This window comes from Staphylococcus pasteuri (assembly GCF_003970495.1).
Lineage (GTDB): Bacteria > Bacillota > Bacilli > Staphylococcales > Staphylococcaceae > Staphylococcus > Staphylococcus pasteuri.
Genome location: NZ_RXWW01000040.1, coordinates 20958 through 42118, shown reverse-complemented (window position 1 = coordinate 42118; position 21161 = coordinate 20958). Strand labels below are relative to the sequence as shown.

General features: G+C 31.0%; 11 protein-coding genes and 1 pseudogene. 3 read left to right on the top strand and 9 right to left on the bottom strand.

The genetic code is table 11. The features are described 5' to 3' along the window. Window positions 1-21 precede the first annotated feature (21 nt). From CD121_RS06415 to CD121_RS06395, 6 genes and pseudogenes are all read right to left on the bottom strand, one after another. Window positions 22-5016, bottom strand: a complete 4995-nt coding sequence (locus CD121_RS06415) for a DUF1542 domain-containing protein (protein ID WP_371683222.1) — start codon at window positions 5014-5016, stop codon at window positions 22-24. A gap of 491 nt (window positions 5017-5507) precedes the next feature. After that, window positions 5508-5595: pseudogene (locus tag CD121_RS12545) on the bottom strand (YSIRK-type signal peptide-containing protein); the annotation flags it as partial. 246 nt (window positions 5596-5841) lie between these two features. Then, the gene (locus CD121_RS06410; RefSeq protein ID WP_126567656.1) at window positions 5842-11616 is read right to left on the bottom strand and encodes a SasC/FmtB family protein; all 5775 of its coding nucleotides are present in this window, start codon (window positions 11614-11616) and stop codon (window positions 5842-5844) included. 318 nt (window positions 11617-11934) lie between these two features. Continuing rightward, window positions 11935-12246, bottom strand: coding sequence for a rhodanese-like domain-containing protein (locus tag CD121_RS06405; RefSeq protein ID WP_046466833.1), 312 nt, complete (start codon window positions 12244-12246; stop codon window positions 11935-11937). A gap of 24 nt (window positions 12247-12270) precedes the next feature. Beyond that, entirely contained in the window at window positions 12271-14685 is a 2415-nt protein-coding gene (gene leuS / locus CD121_RS06400; protein ID WP_046466834.1) for a leucine--tRNA ligase, read from the bottom strand. A 289-nt stretch (window positions 14686-14974) separates the two neighbouring features. Next, the gene (locus tag CD121_RS06395) at window positions 14975-16156 is read right to left on the bottom strand and encodes an MDR family MFS transporter (protein WP_117238945.1); all 1182 of its coding nucleotides are present in this window, start codon (window positions 16154-16156) and stop codon (window positions 14975-14977) included. A 105-nt stretch (window positions 16157-16261) separates the two neighbouring features. On the opposite strand from CD121_RS06395, the gene mnmL reads away from it, so the two are divergent. Both mnmL and mnmM read left to right on the top strand, forming a co-directional pair. Continuing rightward, window positions 16262-17215 (top strand): tRNA modification radical SAM protein MnmL/YtqA, encoded by a 954-nt coding sequence (gene mnmL / locus CD121_RS06390; RefSeq protein ID WP_126567655.1) that lies wholly within the window; start codon window positions 16262-16264, stop codon window positions 17213-17215. Beyond that, window positions 17212-17781, top strand: coding sequence for a tRNA 5-(aminomethyl)-2-thiouridylate-methyltransferase MnmM (gene mnmM / locus CD121_RS06385; protein ID WP_070454011.1), 570 nt, complete (start codon window positions 17212-17214; stop codon window positions 17779-17781). The genes mnmL and mnmM overlap by 4 nt, the downstream gene beginning before the upstream one ends. A 51-nt stretch (window positions 17782-17832) precedes the next feature. On the opposite strand, the gene CD121_RS06380 is transcribed toward mnmM, so the two are convergent. Both CD121_RS06380 and CD121_RS06375 read right to left on the bottom strand, forming a co-directional pair. Beyond that, entirely contained in the window at window positions 17833-18234 is a 402-nt protein-coding gene (locus CD121_RS06380; RefSeq protein WP_017638284.1) for a transcriptional regulator, SarA/Rot family, read from the bottom strand. 362 nt (window positions 18235-18596) lie between these two features. After that, window positions 18597-19424, bottom strand: coding sequence for an alpha/beta fold hydrolase (locus CD121_RS06375; RefSeq protein ID WP_126567654.1), 828 nt, complete (start codon window positions 19422-19424; stop codon window positions 18597-18599). 232 nt (window positions 19425-19656) lie between these two features. Between CD121_RS06375 and CD121_RS06370 the strand changes: the two genes are divergently transcribed. After that, window positions 19657-20658 carry a proline dehydrogenase family protein gene (locus CD121_RS06370; RefSeq protein ID WP_126567653.1) on the top strand — a complete coding sequence of 334 codons (1002 nt, stop codon included), beginning with the start codon at window positions 19657-19659 and terminating at the stop codon, window positions 20656-20658. 39 nt (window positions 20659-20697) lie between these two features. Here the strand turns inward: CD121_RS06370 and ribH are convergent, their stop codons facing one another. Then, a complete protein-coding gene (ribH, locus tag CD121_RS06365; protein ID WP_070454014.1) occupies window positions 20698-21156 on the bottom strand; it encodes a 6,7-dimethyl-8-ribityllumazine synthase in 459 nt (152 codons plus the stop codon). Window positions 21157-21161: the final 5 nt, after the last annotated feature.

Here is a 21161-nt window from a genome sequence, read left to right as displayed (position 1 = left end):
CAAACTTACAGTTTAACTATTTTATTCTGATTTATCTTTCTTTTGACTTAGTCGTCTGCTAACTATAGCAGCACCAGCCGCAAAGGCAATTCCTGCCACTGGTATGTGACTATCGTTTTGTCCAGTTTCTGGTAATTGTTTAGCTTCTGATGTTGAGTTATTGTCGTTCTCTTCACTTTGTTCAACTGTTGATGAAGTAACTTGTTCATCGATGTTTTCTCCATTTTTTATAGGAGTATTATCTTCATCAGTTTTGCTTCCAGTGACTGTTGTTTGTTGAGTTGGAACATCATTATCATTATCTTTGTCTTTTTGAGGTGTTTTTACCGGTTCTTGGTTTGGATCTTTTTGAGGTGTTTTTTGAGTTACTTTTGGAACAATCGCTTCAATTTGTTTGATTGTTTCTTCTTTAACTTTTAACACATCTTCATTTGATTGGGCTTGATCTACTTGTTCACCAATTTTAGAAGTAAGCTGGCCTAATTGACTCAATGCTTTATCTTTTTGTTCTTGATTTGCTTGTGAATTATTAATCTTTTCTTTTTGTTCTGCAATCTTATCATCTAATGCTTTGATTGTTTCTTCTTTAATTATAGCTTTAACATTCACTGATCCTAATTTTAATTGAGCATTTTCAACCACTTCGTTAATGTCATTACTATTATTGGCATTTTTTATTGATGCTAATGATTCATCTTCAATTGCTTTCACTCTATTAATTGCGTCTTCTTTTTCGTCAGTAGTAGCTTTTGTTGAACTTTGAATTAATGCAACTTGGTTATTAACAAATTTCGTTACTTCTGATATAGCTCTAGGTTTAACAACTGTATCCACTTTGATAGCTTTAATTTGATCTATAAAGTTTGATTTTGCATTCGCTACTTCTTCATTAGTATTTTGTACATTTAATACAGCTAAACCTTTTTCTAAAATATTATTCAAATTTTCTTTAGCAGCTAATTTTTCACTTTCTACTGCATCTTCATTTGAATCAATTGTTTCTTTAACTTTATCCGCTTCTTCTCTTAATGCTTTTGCTGCATTAGAAATTTGTTCAACATTAATGACAACTTGATTTAAATCATTCATAGCATTCGCTTTGATTTGAGCTACATCAATGTCAGATGCTGCATTTTCAATTTCATTGTTAGCGTTATTAACAATAGTATCTACTTTTTGTGCAGCTTCTTCAGATTCATCAAGTGTAGCGCCTAATGTTTGTCCAAATGTTTCTTTTAATTGATCAGCAAGTTGATTAATAGATTCAATCGCATTTGGTTTAGTTACAACTTCTGGAGTGACCTGATCAATTTCTGCTTTACCGTTTGACACTGCATCATCAACTTGTTGATTTGTATCAGCGTTATTAATGTTAATAAATGCAATATTTGCTTGTTCTCTAGCACTATTTATAGCATTATCTTTTTCTTGAGAAGTTGCTTTGTTATTTTCATTAATAGAATTTTCTTTAGCTGATAAAGCATCACGAATTTCTGTAATGGCATCTGACTTTTTAGTAAATGTGAATTCAAAACTATTAATATCACTTAAAGCTTGGTCTTTGGCAGTTGTTAATTGTTGTACATTTGTAGCTTGGTTAATCGCTGTGTCATCTTGAGCTTTTATGTTATTTAAATTATTCAATGTAGCTGTAATTTCTTCTTGTGTACCATTCACAGCATCTTGTATTTCATTAACTTTATCATTGTAAACATCATTAACTTCTTTTAATGCATCTCGTCTTAATCCACCTATTGGTTGAACATTTTGTAATGCATTAATTCCATTAGCTTTAGCTTCATCAACTTGTTGATTAGTTTGTGCTTGGTTCACTTGTTCTTTAGCTTTAGATAAAATAGCTTGTACTGTTTGTTTAGCATCATCAATATCTTCTTGACTATTATTTTGAGATTTATCTAACTCAGCTTGTTTTAAATCTGCCGCATCTGTTAATTCTTCATTAGCATTTTCTTTCTTAACAATTGATGGTGTAAATTGATTGATTTCTGTTATTGCATTTGTTTTAGCTTGATCTACATCATTGTTAGTGTTTGCTTGATTAATATTATTGATAACTTTAGAAGCTAATTGATCTAATTTATCACCAGCTAATTGCTTTTCTTCAGCAGTAGCATTGGCATTTTGATAAATTGTATCTTTTTGTTGATTCAAGATGTTTAAAGCTTCTTTTTTAGCATTATCTTTGACTGTAGTTTCTGGTTGAATGGCTTGAATGGTTTCATCGTTAGTTTTAACTGCATTATTAACGTCTACAATACTTTGAGCGTTAGTAACATCAGTTAAACCTTGTTGTAATGCATTATCAACTTTTGTATTTGCTGCTTGTTTTTCTTCTTCAGTAGATAAAGGACTATTAGCAATTTCTTGCTTTTTAGCATTAGCTTGATTTTGTAAATCTTGTTTTACAGCAGTTTTAACACCTGTATCTGCAGTTATTTGATTGATATTGTCGATACCTTCATTCTTTTTAGTTTCAACATCTATAGCACTATCTACATCAGTAACAGATTGTTTCGCATTATTAAGAGCTCGATCGATTAATTGATTTGCCGCATCTTTTTCTTCAGTAGTTGCATCTTGATTTTGACCTAATAATGCTTTTTGATTTGTAGCAGCTTGATCTAATGCAGCTTTAGCATCACCTTTAGTCTGTGTTGCTGGAAGTGTGTTACTAATAGCTGTTATACCATTTTGTTCAGCTGTAGCCACTTGTGCATTTGTAGTAGCCGCATTAACTTCATTATTGGCGTTTGTAACTACTTGATTTAACTCTTGTAAAGCAATCGCTTTTTCCTCTGAAGTAGCATTTGGTTCGTTGTTTATAATATATGTTTGTTGTTCCTGTTTAGTTTGAATATTTGATAAAGCTGTCGTTTTAGCATTACTTTGTGGTACTACTAAATCTATATCTTGAATGGCTTGATTTTTAACTTGCGCTACCTGTGCATCAGTAGTAGCTTGGTTAATTTGTTCATTTGCTTTTGTAACAATTGCATCAACATTATTTGAAGCTTCTTGTTTTTCTTCATCAGTTGCATGAACATCATTAGGGAAAGTTTGTTTACGTTGATCAGCTACTTGGCTGATTGCGTCTCTCGCATCTTGTTTTACATTCACAAATGCTCTAACTTGGTTGATGTTAGTAATCGCATCATTTTTAGCATTATCAACGGATTGTTTACTCAAAGCTTGGTAAACATTATTAGTACCTTGACCTACTGCTCTATCTACTGAATCAACAGTATCATCACGTTCTTCTTTAGTCATATCAGGATTTTGAGTTAGTTCTACTTTGCGTTGTTCACCTAAATTTTCTATTTCAGCTATAGCATTATTTTTGTATTCTTGTGATGGTAAAATTGAAGCTATTTTAGCTATTTCTTCATTTTTAACATTTTCTACATCCGCATTTGACTGTGCTGCATCTATAGCTTGGTCAGCTTGAGTTTTAGCTGTTTGTAAGGCTTGAAGTGCTTCATTAATTTCTTCAGTAGTTGTACCTCGAGTTGCTTGTATAACCGTTTCTTGTTCAGTAACTTTTTGAGCAATTTCTGCTTTTGCAGCAGGTTTGACTTGAGCATCTTGTTGTATTTGGTTAATCTCTGTTTGGTTAGTTGCAACAGCATTATCTACATCATTATTAGTAGCTGCTTGGTCAATATCATTATTGGCTTTTGCAACTGCTTGATCTATCTTAGCGTTAGCTGCATCATGTTCTTCAGTAGTTGAATTAGTATCTTGATTGATAAGTTGCTTGTGATTATCTGCATCTTGAGCAATAGTTGTTTTTGCTTGTTGCTTTTTAACAGTTGCAGGTTCAATATTATTGAGTTCATTTAAACCATTTGTTACAGCAGTTGACACTTCATCATTAGTTGTAGCTTGATTGATATTATTATCAATTTCAGCTTTTTTCGGATCTAATTGATTAATTGCGTCAGCTTTTTCTTCTGTTGTTGATTGATTTGAATTATTAATCGCTTGTTTTTTATCACTTAGTGCTTGATTAATTTGGTCTCTTGCAGCTGGTTTCTTTGCAACAACAGTGCTAGCATTTTGTAAGGCTTGTACAGTATTATTTTTCACATTATTTACTTCGTCTTTTGTATTAGCAGCTGCAATGTCAGTATGTGCCTCATTGGCTAAACTATCTACTAAATTATTAGCTTCTTTTTTTTCTTCTGTCGTAGCATCTGCATAGTTATTATTATTATGTTCTTTTTGTTGTTGTGCTGCTTGATTAACTTCGTCATTCGCCGAATCTTTTACGGCCGTTTCTGGCGTAATTGCATTAATTTGATTTATACCTAATTCTTTAGCTTGATTAACTTCTTGATTTGAAGAAGAATGATTAATGTTATAAGTTGTAACCCCTGCTAATCCATTTACTTTTTCTTTTGCCTTCGCTTTTTCTTCTGTTGTAGCACCACTATTTCCATCAATAGTACTATTATGTTCAGTTGCAGCTTGATTAACTTCAGAAATAGCAGTTGGTTTCACAGTTGTAGTAGGTTCAACTTTTCCAATTGATGTAACATTTTGATTTTGAATATTATTTATTTCATCTTGTGTATTAGCACCATTGATGTTTTTTAAGGCCTGGTGTTCAACATTATGAACTTGGTTTACTGCTTCTGCTTTTTCTTCATTTGTAGCATTTTGGTTATTATTAATATTTAAGATTTGATCAGCTACCTTTTGAACAATCGCATTACGTGCAGCTTCTTTAGCATGTGTTTGTACAGTAATATTATCAATAGCAGTTAAACCATTATTTTTTGCTGTAGTAACATCGTTTTCAGATGCAGCTTGTTGAATATTATTATTAGCATTAAATTGTTGGTGCTCAACGTCTGTTAATGCAACTTGCTTTTCCTCTTGTGTGGCTTCTGCAGTAGTATTAATTGATTGGTTTTTCTCAGTAGCTTTTTGATTAATTTCATTAGTAGCGACTTGTTTAGCATTATTTAATGTTTGATTTTGAGCATTATCCACTTGGTTATTAGCTACTACATTATTATCGTTTGTACTATCTCCCACGTCACGTTTACTTCTTTTCTTAGGAGACTGATTTGTTTCTACTGTTGCGACAGGTTTGTTTAAACCTTCCGTTGGTACTTTACTATTTTGATTATCATTATTTAATTCAGTTGGTAATTTTGGTGTTTGTAAGTCATCTAACGAAACAGCAGGTTGTACAACTTCTACGGCTGGGGTATTAACTTCATCATTTGTAGTAGTATTATCTTGATTACTAACGCCTTCCCCACTATTCACAACAGGATTATTAATATTTTCAGTTGTTGCGTCTTGGTTATTATTCTCAGTAGTAGCTTGATTAACGTTAGGGTCAACTACTTGATTTGTGTCACTGAATTGGCTGTCTACATTATTAGTTTGCTCTTGATTAACGACAGCGTTATCGACTTGGTTATTAGCAACCCCATTCTCTACTTCTGATGCTTCAGCACTATTAGTATTTACGCCTAAAAATGCTACTGTAGCAATTAATGCTGAGAAAATACCAACATTAAATTTTCGAATACTAAACTTTTGTTGTTTAAATAAATTCATAATGATTGTCCTCCTAGGTGTAATTTCATGATGTAAAACATTAGAATTATATTTAGATTTCAAATAGGTTGCACACCTTTGTAATATGCACAACCTATTAAATTTAATAATTATTTTATCATCAACCTAATTATAAATCTAGTATAAAAATATACTTATTTAATAAGAATTAAATATTTATAGCATGAAGAATTAGGTATGTTTTATCTATCTTTATCAAAATTAATTGATGAAGTATCAAACTTTTTATTTTTTATAATCTCTTAGTTTTAAACTTCTTAAATATAACCAAATTCCAAAAGTAAATGTGAATCCAGCTAAAGGTAAATGATTTTGACTTAAGCCAGTTTCTGGTAATTCACTATTTAATTTAGAACCAGATGATGAAATCTGTTTTTCTATATAATTCTTACAATTAGTCATTGATCTAACCGTATCTATTTTGATATTAGATTTAAGTGGCGATATTTTAATTCCTTTTAATTTTTCTATCGTTTCAATAACAATTTGGCTAACTTCATCATTTGTTTTTGCTTGTTTGATTCTTATATCTGCTTCTTCTAATATTGACGCGATTTTTCTCATAGCATTATTTACAGCATTGGAATCAACATTTTTTAAAAGTTTAATTTGATTTTTAACTTCATCAGCTACTTGATTGATATCTTTATTTGCTTGAGGTTTAACTTCTATATTAGGTTTAATTGATTCAATGATCTTAGCTGCATCTATATAAACTTGATCCACTTCACTGTTTGACAATGCATTATTAATAAGTTCTTTAGCCTTTTCTAATTCTTTTAGCACTTTAGTAATAGCCAATTCTTTCTCTTCTTTTGTCGCTTCATTTATTTGGTTAATTAATTGTTCTTGATTATTCGCAACTTGTGAAAGAAGTTCATTTGCTTCTGGTTTTTTAACCACTTTAACTTGAACATCATTAATAGCTTGAACCCCTTGTTCTTTTGTTTTATTTACTTGTTGTGTCGTTATATCTTGGTTAATTTGACTTAATGCTTGTTCTAAAATTTTCTCGATTTCTGAAATTGCTGCTTCAATTTCATTGGTAGTGGCGTTTAACGTCTCTTTTATATTTTTAATCTTATTTTGACTAGTTTCATTTAATAATTGTCTTGCATTAGTTTTAACTGCAGTAGATGGCAATATTTGTTGGATCTTATTGATAGCTTCATCTTTTGCTACTTCTACTTGATTATTATTTCTTAGATTGTTGATGTCATTGATTGCCTGATTTGCCAAACGATTAACTTCATCATTAGCTTCATCTTTTTCTTCTTGCGTTGCATCTTGAACTTTTCTAATAACTTCATCTTGATTATTGATGGCTTGGTTAATTTGAGTTCTTGCTTCTTCTTTAACTACAATTTTAGGCAAAATAATAGAAATTGCAGATTCTCCATTATTTTGTGCCAGATTAACTTGACTATTCATTGTCGCAGTATTGATTTGGTTAATAATATTTTCAACAGTAGCTTTAAGTTTTTCTAAAGCATTATTTTTTTCTTCATTTGTAGCATCTTCACTATGATTAATTAATTCCGTTTGCTTTTCAGCAAATTCTTGTATTTTAATTCTTGCATCTTGTTTTACAGTTGGTTGAAAAACAGACTGCTCAATACTTACTAATCCATTATCTTTAGTATTTGCTACTTCTTGATTTGTAGTGTCTTTTGTAATTTGTTGATTCAAATCATTTAATAACGTATTCATTTTAGTCATAAATTGATTTTTTTCTTCTTGTGTAGCTTCTTGATTTTCAAGTACTGGTTTCTCTTTATCTTGAATGGCTTTAGATATAGTTTGTCTTGCATTAGTCTTAATAGCAGTAGATGGCGATATTTGTTGTATACTTTGTATGCCATTATTATATGCCGTTTCCACCTCTTGATTTGTATGAGCTTGATCTATATTTTTAATTGATTGTTCTTTGGCTTGATTCACCAATTCTTGTGCCTCATTTTTCTCTTCAACCGTGGATTCATCACTATTTTGAATGAGCTGATTTTGTTTATTAGATTGATTTTCTATATTATTTCTTGCATTAGTTTTCACTGTTGTCTCAGGTAATGTATTATGAATCATTTCAATTGATTGCTGAGTAGCATCTGTTACTTGTTGATTTGTTTGCGCCTGATTAATAGCATTATTTGCTTGATTGAATATTTGATTTAATTTTTGTAATGCTGTATTAATTTCTTCAACAGTTGCATCAGGTGTTGCATTAATCACTTGTTGTTGTGCATTTTTTGCAGACTCTAACGAATGTCTCGCATCTGGTTTCACCACTACATCAACTTGAACAGCATCTATGTTTTGAATAGCTTGTTCTTTGGCTTGATCTACATCGTTGTTAGTTTGTGCTTGATTTATAGCTTCTAGAGCCTGTTTCTTTTGCTCGTCTAGTAATTGAATTGCAGCTGCTTTCTCGTCAGTCGTTGCATCGGGTGTTTGATTAATTTGAGATAATTTATCATTATAATGTTGATTAATTTCATTACGAGCATCAGGTTTTTTAACGATTTGCTCTTGTATATTGTTAATCGCTGCCGTTCCATTTTGTTGTTCTTCATCTACTTGAGCGTTAGTGTCTGCTTGATCAATATGATTAAGTGCATCTGCTAGTTGTGTATCTACTTCATTAATTGCGGCTTCTTTTTCTTCAGTAGTTGCATTAATATTTTGATTTATGTCTTGTTTTTTATCAGTAGCTAATTGGTTTAATATCGCTATTGCTTCTTGCTTTTTAGTAACATGTGGTTGAATATTTCCTAAATCATTAATTGCTGCATCTCTTAAAGCTTCAACCATAGGTGTAGTACTTGATGTATTAATATCATTTATTACTCTATTTAATAGTGTGTTTACTTGTGCAATAGCTTCATCTCTTTCTTCCTTAGTAGCACCTGGTGTGGCGTTAATATTATTAATTACTTCTGTTGCTTTTTCATTAACTGCCGTTCTAGCATCTGATTTTACCTTTGTGGCTGGTTGAATACTTTGAATATTTTGTATAGACGTATCTTTTGCATTTTCAACTTCTTGATTAGTATCCGCGTTTTCTATATTTTGAATACCTTGATTAAGTTCTGTATCAAGTATTTGTTGTGCTGCTTGTTGTTCTTCTATAGTTGCATCGTTATTATTTGCAATTATATTAAGTTGTTCTTGTGCTTTTAAATTCAATAAATTTTTAGCATTTGTTTTTACTTGTGTTTCTGGTTGAATGCTTTGAATTGTATTTATAGAATTATTTTTAGCTTGGTCAACTTCATCATTTGTATTTGCATTCGTAATATTTGTATTAGCTTCTGTTAAAGCTTGGTCAACTGCTTGAATTGCAGCTTGTCTTTCTTCTAACGTTGCATCTGTATTGGCGTTAATTTCATCCTTCTTTTGTTGTGCTACATTAGCAACTGCATCACGAGCATTTTGTTTAACTATGGTAACTGGATTAATGATATTAATTGCATTTACACCATTATCTTTAGCTTGATCTACGTCGCTATTTGATACACTATTATCAATTTCACCTATAGCTTGATTAGTTGTTTGATTAAGTTCATTAAGTGCAGCCTCTTTTTCTTCTTGAGTAGCTTCATTATTTTGATTAATTTCTTGACGTTTCGCTGTTGCTGCTTGGTTAATTTCAGCTTTTGCGTTGGCTTTATAAATATCAGCTGGTCTATCTGTATTAATCTTATTAATTGCATTATTTTTAGCTGCTTCTACCTGTGCGTTGTTTTGAGCATTATCAATATTAGCTAAAGCAGTAGTTACATCATTATCTAATTCTTCTAGTGCCGCTTCTTTTTCTTCAGTCGTAGCAACTGTATCTTGATTAATCAATGCTCTTTGTTCAGTAGCTTTATCGTTTACAGCCTGTCTTGCACTAGGTTTTGCTATAGGTGTTCCTGTATCTCCATTTAATATATTTAAACCTGCATTTTTTTCATTTGTCACACCATCATCAGTTGTTTGATCATCAATATTATTGATAGCATTATCTCTATCTTGTTCAATTTTATTAATTGCCGCTTCTTTTTCTTCATCTGTTAGTTCATTATCCTGATTAACAGTATCTGTCATATCATCGGCTTTGTTATTAACTGCTCGAGCCGCTTCTACTCTACTAATTAAAGTATGTTGCAATTGATAAGTTAATTGATCAATGTCTGCTTGAGAGATTCTCTGATTGATTGGAACATTATTTCTAGATTCATCTAAGATGGTTTGAGCTCTTGCTTTTAACGTATTATATTCATCTACAGAAGCAATGGTATAATTCGAAGCTATGACTTTAGTATCTACAGCTCGTTGTAATTCATCTTTATTCATAACAATATCTATATTATAAGGTTCTAAATTGACATCACTCGGTGTTGGAGGCGTATCGAAATATTCTTCAGCAAAAGTTTTATATACTAAATTATCTTGGAAAGTAACTTGTCTTGGTGTTGGAACATTATTAACACGTAATTTATAGTTAATGTTCAAATTTTTATTAGGCATTAATGATGCGTTATTTGAATTTGTTTCATCTCCATTACTTTTTATAGTGATTGTACGAGTTGTTGGGTCATATGTAGTAATCATCGGATTTAACATATTTCCTGAACCATTACCAAATGGCAATTCTGTAGTAAGTGATTGGTCGACATATTCTATACCTTCTGGTAAATGAATAGTATAAACAAATTCGTTCGTATTCATTGAGGCTGCAAAATCACCATCGTTTTTCAATGAAGTTGAAACATTGAATTCTCTATTATTTACTGCCTTTGTTTCTATATTTCTATTTTCAACATATATATGCGAACCAGAAAATAGACCTACATTATCTATAAAATCATAATATTTATAGCCATCTTTGAGTTGATAAACACCTGCAATATCAGTGATAGCATCGTTATTAGGTATAAATTGAATTTTTAAATGTGTAACATTATCAGGTACTTTAAATAATCTCGATTGAGCTCTTGTTGATACTGTTTTTTCTCCAATTATATTATCGTCATCAGCATTTCTAATAACAATATTTACAGCACCTTGCCTATTTTTAGTTAACATTGTAGAAAAATCAAAGACTAATTCAGAATTTGGATTGACTGTTAAAGTCTTCTCAATTCCATTAAAATCTCCATGATCATTAGGATCAGCACCATTGGCTCTACCTAAAACAATGACATTGTTTTGAGCTTGGTAATTTTTTTCGTCACTTGAATTAAACATACCAGACCTAACCAAAGTATGACTTATAACACCAACTTTACCTCCGTTTATAAGATTAAATCCGGGTAATTGTTCAACAATAGTAACTGTAGGGTTATTTCTACTTTTACTTGGAGTGACCCCAATATCATCAAAAGTTAATACCTCGTTGATTGCGTTAGGACCAGTATTATTTATTTTTGGATCAATCACAGTGGTTGAATTAACTGTACCACCTGCATTATTATCAACAACTGCACGTCGACTTCTTTTCTTAGGTCTATCTTCTTTAGGCCTTGATTCTGTTACTAATTTAGGTTGATTTTGTTGAGTTTCTCCATTCACTAAATTTTCAGGTAATACAATATCATTATTTATGCTATCGAGTTGAAGTTTTGTTGAATTGTTTGTGCTAGGGTCAAAATTATTATTTGTTGATGATTCAGTCGACTGTTCTTTACTTAAATCAGGATTTGTTTCAGAGATAGATTCATTTCCTAGCAAGTCATTTGCATTGCGTTGATTATCATTAACTTGATTGTCTATCGTACCATCTGATGTATTAGCGACATTATTATTTGTCACATTATTTTGATTAGCAGTTGTTAATTCATTAGTATTTGTTTCACCTGTAAGTGCAGTATTAGGCGTATCACTATTGGTATTTAATTCATTTTCTTCTGCTAATGCTTGATGAGTTTGACTTAAAAAAAGTGTAGTACCAATAATTGTTGAAAAAATACCTATGTTAAACTTTCTAATACTGAATTTCCGTTTCCTAAATAAATTCATTAATTGTTCCTCCTAGTTGTATCGTCTTTGTTGTTTATAATTAATGAGCGTTTATGATACATATGTATTAAATGAATCAATTTGCTATTTTAACCAATATAATGAATTAATATTCACTTTGATTTTATCATCAATTTTATTCAAATTCTAGTATACATAAATTAAATATTATAGTACACGTTTTAATTTATTTTTAACATATTTGTCATGTAAATATTTCAACGTTATCAAATAAGATTTCATAAAAAAAGAGTTAGATTTGAATACCTTAATATAAAAGGCATTCAAAATCTAACTCTTAAAAATCACTTTCCAATATTAAATGTTTTTAATTTCTAATCCTTCTGTTCCCCATTCATTCATGCCACCTTCTACATTAACAGCATGAATATCATTATTTTCTAAATATTCAACAACTCTAGCACTGCGTGCGCCAGCTGCACAAATTATATAATAAGTTTGATTTGAATCGAATTCTTTTAAGTTATCAGGAATTTCATTCATAGGAATAGTCTTTGCACCAGGAATAATCCCCATTGCAGTTTCATTATCATTACGTACATCTACAATATTAATTGGATTTGAATCCAATATTTTTTCTTTCAACTCATCAATTGTAATTGATTCCATTATTAAAACTCCTTTTAAAATATTCTATTTAGCAACAATGTTGACTAATTTTTGTGGTACAGCAATTATTTTTTTAATTTCTTTACCTTCAATACTCATTTTAACATTATCATTTGCTAATGCTAAATCTTGCATTTCTTCTTTAGATAAGTCTTTAGGAATTTCAATTTTTGCTCTTAATTTTCCATTAACTTGGACCACGATTTCTACTTCATCATCGACTAGTAGCGATTCATTATAAGTTGGCCAAGGTTGATAAGTAATAGTATCAGTATGACCTAATCTTGACCATAGCTCTTCTCCAATATGAGGGGCTATTGGTGCTAACATAGTTACAAATCCTTCAATATAAGGTTTGTAAATTTCTTCTGCTTTGTAACAATCATTGATAAATACCATTAATTGACTAATAGCAGTGTTGAAACCTAGGCTATCAAAATCTTCTGTTACTTTTTTAACAGTTTGGTTATATGATTTATCTAAAGATTTATTATTAGTGTCAACAATTTTGTCAGATAAAGTACCGTCTTCTTTAACAATTAAACGCCATACTCTATCTAGGAAGCGACGTGAACCATCTAGTCCTTTATCACTCCATGCTATAGCTGCATCTAATGGTCCCATAAACATTTCATATAAACGTAATGTATCAGCACCATGAGAATTCACTATATCATCAGGGTTAATAACATTTCCTTTAGATTTACTCATTTTTTCATTACCTTCACCTAAAATCATTCCTTGGTTATATAATTTTTGGAATGGTTCTTTTGTAGGTACAACACCTAAATCGTAAAGTACTTTATGCCAGAATCTTGCATATAATAAATGCAATACTGCATGTTCTACGCCACCAATATATAAATCTACTGGTAACCAATGTTTTAATTTTTCAGGATCAGCAATCATTTTCTCATTTTTAGGGTCTATATATCGTAAATAGTACCAACAACTACCTGCCCACTGAGGCATAGTATTCGTTTCACGACGACCTTTCATTCCAGTCTGTTCATCAACAACATTTACAAACTCATCTATATTAGCTAATGGAGATTCACCAGTACCTGATGGTTTGATTTCGTCAGTTTCTGGAAGTAATAATGGCAGTTCTTCTTCAGGTACTGTAGACATAGAACCGTCTTCCCAATGGATAATTGGTATTGGTTCACCCCAATAACGTTGTCTACTAAATAACCAATCACGTAATTTATAATTAACTTTCTTTTCTCCTGCATGATGATTTTCTAATAATTCAATAGCCTTAGAAATTGCTTCTTCATTATATAATCCATTAAGTTCACCGGAGTTAACATGTGGACCATTGCCAGTGTAAGCTTCAGTTTGAACATCTCCACCTTCAATCACTTCAATGATAGGTAATTCGAATTTCTCAGCAAATTCATGATCACGTTCGTCATGACCTGGTACTGCCATAACTGCACCTGTGCCATACGTAGATAGAACATAATCTGCAATCCAAATTGGTAGTTGATCACCAGAAATAGGATTGATTGCATAAGCGCCTGTAAACACACCTGTCTTTCCTTTAGCTAAATCTGTACGTTCTAAATCAGATTTTTTTGAAGCTTCTTTTTGATAAGCTTTGATTTCTTCTTCTTTATCATCACTAGTAATTTTATTAACTAGTTCATGCTCTGGACTTAATACTAAAAATGAAGTTCCGTAAATTGTATCTGGTCTAGTTGTAAAAACTTCAATTTTTTCATTAATACCTTTAACATCAAATGAAACTTTAGCGCCTTCTGAACGTCCAATCCAGTTACGTTGCATATCTTTAATTGATTCAGGCCAATCTAAATCCTCTAAATCTTCTAATAAACGATCCGCATATTCTGTAATTTTTAGTACCCATTGTTTCATAGGCTTTCTATAAACTGGATGACCTCCTCGTTCAGATACACCATCCACAACTTCTTCATTTGATAAAACAGTACCTAAAGCTGGGCACCAGTTTACAGCTACTTCATCAACGTAAGCTAAACCTTTGTTATACAATTGTATAAATATCCATTGTGTCCATTTATAATATTCTGGGTCAGTAGTATTTACTTCTCTATCCCAATCATAACTAAAACCTAATTCTTGTATTTGACGTTTAAATGTTTGAATGTTTTGTTGAGTGAATTCGCGAGGATCATTACCTGTGTCTAATGCATATTGTTCAGCAGGTAATCCGAATGCATCCCATCCCATCGGATGAAGCACATTATATCCTTGCATTCGTTTATAGCGTGAAATAATATCAGTTGCAGTATAACCTTCAGGATGACCTACATGTAGACCTGCACCTGATGGATAAGGAAACATATCTAATGCATAAAATTTCTTTTGACCTAAATTATCCTGTGTTTTAAACGTTTTATTCTCTTCCCAATATTGTTGCCATTTCTTCTCAATTTCGTTGTGATTGTAATTCAATACGTTTCCTCCTATTCAATAAAAAGACACCTCTCACTAATGATAAAGGGACGACCTAAGCCGCGTTACCACCCTTTTTCGCATTTTCAGCGCACTTCATTCAATAGTAAGAGATGTCATAATTAAATTCGTTATATTTTATAATGTTATTTTAGTCCTTAACACTAGTTCTCACCACACTAGTTCTCTGTAGAAAAGCGTCTAATAACATGTTATTACAAATTAATAGTATGTGATTATGCGTTCGATTGCAAGAGGTTACTATTAATTTTTAATTAATGTAGATATATTAATAATCCAGATATTTTTTGGCTGCTTTACTTTTAGTAAATAAACTTAAAATAATAATTGAAATACCAAGTAATAAAATGATTGTTAAAAACATTATTCTCATATTAAACATATCTACTAACACCCCACCAAATAATGGTCCAAGTGCTTTACCAACTGTAGAAGCTGAATTGACTATACCTTGATATTGTCCCACTTTGCCTTCTGGAGCTAATTGATTAGCTATCGTTGGAACAGCCGGCCATACAAACATTTCACCAAACGTTAAAATAACCATACCTATAACAAATATAGAAAATTGATGCGCAAAACTAGTAACTAAAAATGAACACATAAAAATAATAATACCAACAAACATTTGTTTTTTTAAATTACCTTTTAAAAGAACGATTACTGGTCTAATTAATGGTTGTGCAACTAAAATCATAATACCGTTTATTGTCCATAACACACTATATTGCGACATAGAAATATGGATAGATTGTGTGAATGACGCTATAGTTGTTTCCCATTGAATATAACCAATCCAACAAATAGCAAAGACAATACAAACTAAAATTAATGAAACAAATCGGCTAACGTTCTCTTGACTTTTCAAATCAATATTATCTTGTCGCTTAAGTTTAGCATTTATTTCTAAATTAAATTGTGTGATTGCAACTAATGCAAATAGAACATACATAATTAAATTTGCCATAAAAATATAATTAAAACTAAATTCAGCAACAAATCCACCTAACGCTGCACCTAATGCTACGCCGATATTTTGAGCTAAATATATTGCGTTAAAGGTTTGTCTACCACCATTAGGCCAAACAGCTCCGGCCATGGCATAAATAGCGGGTATAATCATTCCGCCACCGAACCCAAGCAACACAAGCCATACAGCGTACCAAGGCCAACCATGGAATAAATTTAATAACGTCGTACTAAATAAACATGTAAATGTACCAATAAGTATTGTTTTATAACCACCAAGTTTATCAAATAATACACCGCCAAGTAGGTTGCCTACAACCATACCTAAAGAATTAATTAATAAAACTACACCAGCAATTGTTAAACTTTTATTAAGTTCTTCTTTCATGTAAATCGTATTTAATGGCCACAAAAAGCTGGCGCCCGTAATATTTAGAGCCATCCCAATTACAAGCCACCATACTGATTTTGGTATATTCATTTATTGAGTCCCCTCTTTATATTTTTCTCAATCTATAATAGACACTATAACATTAAAGTATGTTAAAATCTTTACTTAGATACAAAATAGAAAGGAAAATGTCTTATGGGTAATTACTTCCCGTATGCTTTTGAAGATAAAAGATATCATACTTGGAACTATCATTTGAAAAATAAATTTGGTCGCAAAATTTTCAAAGTAGCTTTAGACGGTGGATTTGACTGTCCCAATAGAGATGGCACTGTAGCGCATGGTGGTTGCACATTCTGTTCTGCTGCAGGTAGTGGCGACTTTGCAGGAAATCGTGCTGACCCAATTGAAGTTCAATTCCAACAAATTAAAGAACGTATGCATGAAAAATGGAGCGAAGGTCAATATATCGCCTATTTCCAAGCATTTACAAATACACATGCACCTGTAGAAGTATTAAAAGAAAAATATGAGCCAGTATTAAAAGAAGAAGGTGTTGTTGGTTTATCAATTGCAACACGTCCAGATTGTTTACCAGATGATGTTGTAGAATATTTAGCTGAATTAAACGAGAGAACTTATTTATGGGTAGAGTTTGGATTACAAACTGTTCATCAATCCACTTCTGATTTAATAAACCGTGCACATGATATGCAAACGTATTATGAAGGTGTAGCTAAGCTACGTAAACACAATATCAATGTTTGTACGCATATCATTAATGGTTTACCAGGGGAAGATTATGAAATGATGATGGAAACTGCTCGAGAAGTTGCACAAATGGATGTTCAAGGTATCAAAATTCATTTACTCCACCTATTAAAAGGTACACCAATGGTGAAACAATATGAAAAAGGTATGTTAGAGTTTATGTCACAAGATGATTATACTAATCTCGTATGTGATCAACTTGAAATTTTACCTCCAGAAATGATTATTCATCGAATTACCGGTGATGGCCCTATTGATTTAATGGTAGGTCCAATGTGGAGTGTTAATAAATGGGAAGTTTTAAATGAAATTGATAATGAACTAGCACGTCGTGATTCTTATCAAGGTAAAAAATTTGTGCAAAAGGTGAATTCATGAAATTAGAACGTATATTACCTTTTTCTAAAAGTTTAATTCAAAGCCATATCACTGAATCAAGTGTTGTTATAGATGCTACTTGTGGCAACGGTAATGATACCTTATTCCTTGCACAAAATGTACCTAACGGCTTTGTTTATGGTTTTGATATTCAACAATTAGCAATCACAAATACAGAGCAGAAAGTAGCTACATTTTCTAATGTAAAATTAATTAAAGATAGTCATAACAATGTAAAACAATATATTAAGGCTGAACATATTGGTAAAATTGATGCAGCTATATTTAATCTTGGCTATTTACCTAAAGGTGACAAATCGATAGTCACTACACCTAATACAACTATTAGTGCTATTAATAATATTTTTGATATTTTAAGTAACGAAGGTATTATTATTTTAGTGATATACCATGGACATGATGAAGGTAAGATTGAACGTGATGCCTTAATGGATTATTTAGTACAAATAGATCAAAATCAAGCGCACGTTTTACAATATCAGTTCATTAATCAAAGAAACAATGCGCCTTTTATATGTGCATTAGAAAAACGTGCTAACGTTTAATATAGTAAAAGGATCCGAAGTTACTTCGGACCCTTTTTTACTATTCAGATGTTAAACTGATAAAATTGAATTTAAACTTGTCTGCATATGTTCTGATTTGCCTGTAATCGTCTTAGCAATAAAATCTAGCAATCCATCTTTTTGTTTAGCAAGTTTCTCGTTGAAATGAATAATTACTGTACGTTCATCATCTTGTGGACGCTCTTTATAAATCCATTCTGAATTCACTAAATTGTTATAAGTTCTTGTTCGTTTATAAGGCTTAATTTCAACAAACTCATCCATTTCTTTTAACGTCATTGAACCTTTTTCCCATAGGTTTAATAAAATTAAAATTTCTTCTTTTGACATGTCATATTCTCGTTGAATTGTTTCAAAAATAGAGCTAACATCTGATAATAGTTTGTCTAATTGCAAAATACCGTAAACTCTTTCATTTTCCCTTTGATTCATAGTAAACTCTCCCAAATTACAAGTATAAATTAATATTTCCTATAGTAACCGATCCCCGAAATGACGCTATCGGTTAATCAAAAAATATGCTTTATAGCTTGTACAAATTTAACTGAATGCTTAATAAATGAAATGATTAACTGAGACATATGCATATGTTATAAATAAAAATATAATTTTGTAAAATTAGAAACACTTTAATACACATAGCCTCTTTACATATTAAAATTATATTTTTTATCCAAACAAAATATATCAATACTACAATAAAATTGCAACTACAAATTAAAAAACATTTTACGTATTTTTGCCTATCAACCTTATAAAAAAGTGAATTAATATCCTACTATTTAAGTAGGTGTTTATATATCTTCTATCTCTTCTTCCTCAACGATGAAGCCCATTGTGTTAACACTATTATTTAAAAATGTAAGTACATAACGCATGACTTGATCACGTTCTGGTTCATTATGTATTTCATGATACAGACCATTCCATACTTTATAATATAATTCATTATTAGCAAGCTTATCTTTTAGTTCTTTTGTGGCAGAAATATCAGAAATAATATCTTCTGTACCAAACATAATTAATGTCGGTAGTGATTTAATATCTTTAATGTGTTCCATTGTTTCTTTCATTGTTTCACTGACTAAGTTATACCAATGATATGTCACTTTTTTTAACATTAAAGCATCATTTTCAGTTTCTTCAATGACCTCATCATTACGAGTTAAATCTTGTGCTGTGATACCAATTTTAAAACGAGTATCTTTAGATGCTTTACCAACATTAGAAAGCAATTTATTCTTTCTACCCTTGCCTGATTGATTAAATTCTAATAGTGGTGAAATTAACATTAGACCTTCAATAGGTAATTCAACACGTTCAAGTAAATTTAATAATATTAATCCACCTAAACCAACTCCAAGTACAAATGTTGGAATTTTATACTCGTTGGCTATCTTAATCCACTCTAGAACATTTTCATGATATTCATTAAAATCTTCAATTTGACCTTTATTTGCTCGAGATGTCTGTCCTTGTCCAGGTAAATCACCCATAATAACATGATAACCATTTCTTCTTAACATCGTAATGACATAAGCATATCGACCTGTATGTTCTAATATATTATGAGCAATGACAACAACGCCTTTCGCGTCATTTTCAGTTTCCCACTTCCACATTCTATAATTGCTCCTTTATCAATAGTCTTTAGTATCATAATTATAGCAAAACATAACAATTGAATGCCATTTTAAATAATCAACTTATTTATTTGGTATCAAACCATTTACTTTTGATGTAATTTTGCAATAAATTTTATTAATTTCTTTATGTAAACGCTTTCTTGAATAAATGTTTCATGATACACTATTTTTAAACAATGATTGTTATTGGGTTATGGAGGTATGTACGATGGGAGTTTTTAAAAATATATTTATAGCTTTGTCTAATAACAAATATTTAAATGACGCAGCTAAGCAAGTCGGTCCTAGAATGGGTGCTAATAAAGTTGTTGCTGGGAACACAATTCCACAATTGATAGAAACAATTGAATATTTAAATGAAAATAAAATTTCAGTTACTGTGGATAATTTAGGGGAATTTGTTACGACTGAGAAAGAAAGTCAAAAAGCTAAAGAAGAAATCCTTGAAATAATGGAAGCTATAAATCAATATAATGTTGATGCACATATGTCTGTTAAATTAAGTTTGTTAGGAAGTAATTTCGATTTAGATCTTGCATACCAAAATTTAAGAGAAATTTTACTAAAAGCTAACGAATATGACAATATGCATATTAATATTGATACTGAAAAATATGATAGTCTTCAACAAATTGTAGAAGTATTAGATAAATTAAAAGGTGAATTTAAAAATGTAGGAACAGTTATTCAAGGTTATTTATACGATGCCGAAAAACTGATAGATAAATACCCTAATTTACGATTAAGATTAGTAAAAGGTGCATATAAAGAAGATGAAACAATAGCGTACCAAACTAAAGAAGACATCGATGCTAACTATATTAAAATTATCGAAAAACGTCTTTTAAACGCAAAAAATTTTACATCAGTTGCTACTCATGATCATGAAATCATTAGCCATGTAAAACAATTTATGAAAGAAAATCATATTGAAAAAAATCAAATGGAATTCCAAATGTTATACGGTTTCCGTTCTGACCTAGCCCAATCAATTGCAAATGAAGGCTATCATTTCACTGTTTATGTTCCTTATGGTGATGATTGGTTTGCTTACTTTATGAGAAGATTAGCTGAAAGACCTCAAAACTTATCATTAGCTGTAAAAGAATTCGCAACGCCAGAAACGCTTAAAAAAGCAGGATTATTTTCAGCAATTGTACTAGGATCTGCATCTATTTTAGGCTTAATTTCAAAATATATTCGTAAATAAGAAAACAAAACTCGGTTGAAAACAACCGAGTTTTTATAATTAAAATTGTTTTATTAAATTAGCCATTTCAATTGCGCTTACTGCCGCTTCTGCACCTTTATTACCTGCTTTAGTTCCTGCACGTTCAACAGCTTGTTCAATACTTTCAGTTGTTAATATACCAAATATGACTGGTACATCTGTTACTTCATTTGCTTTGGAAACGCCTTTTGCTACTTCATTACAAACATAGTCATAGTGTGATGTTGCACCTCTAATTACACATCCTAATGTAACAACCGCATCATAATCACCTTTTTGAGCTAGTTTTCTTGCCACCATAGGGATTTCAAATGCACCTGGTACATAGGCAACATCAATATTACTTTCATCAACATCATGTCTAATAAATGTATCTTTTGCACCTTCTAATAATCTACCAGTGATAAAATCATTAAATCTACTAACTACGATAGCTACTTTTAAATCTTTACCTATTAATTTACCTTCAAAATTCATTTTAA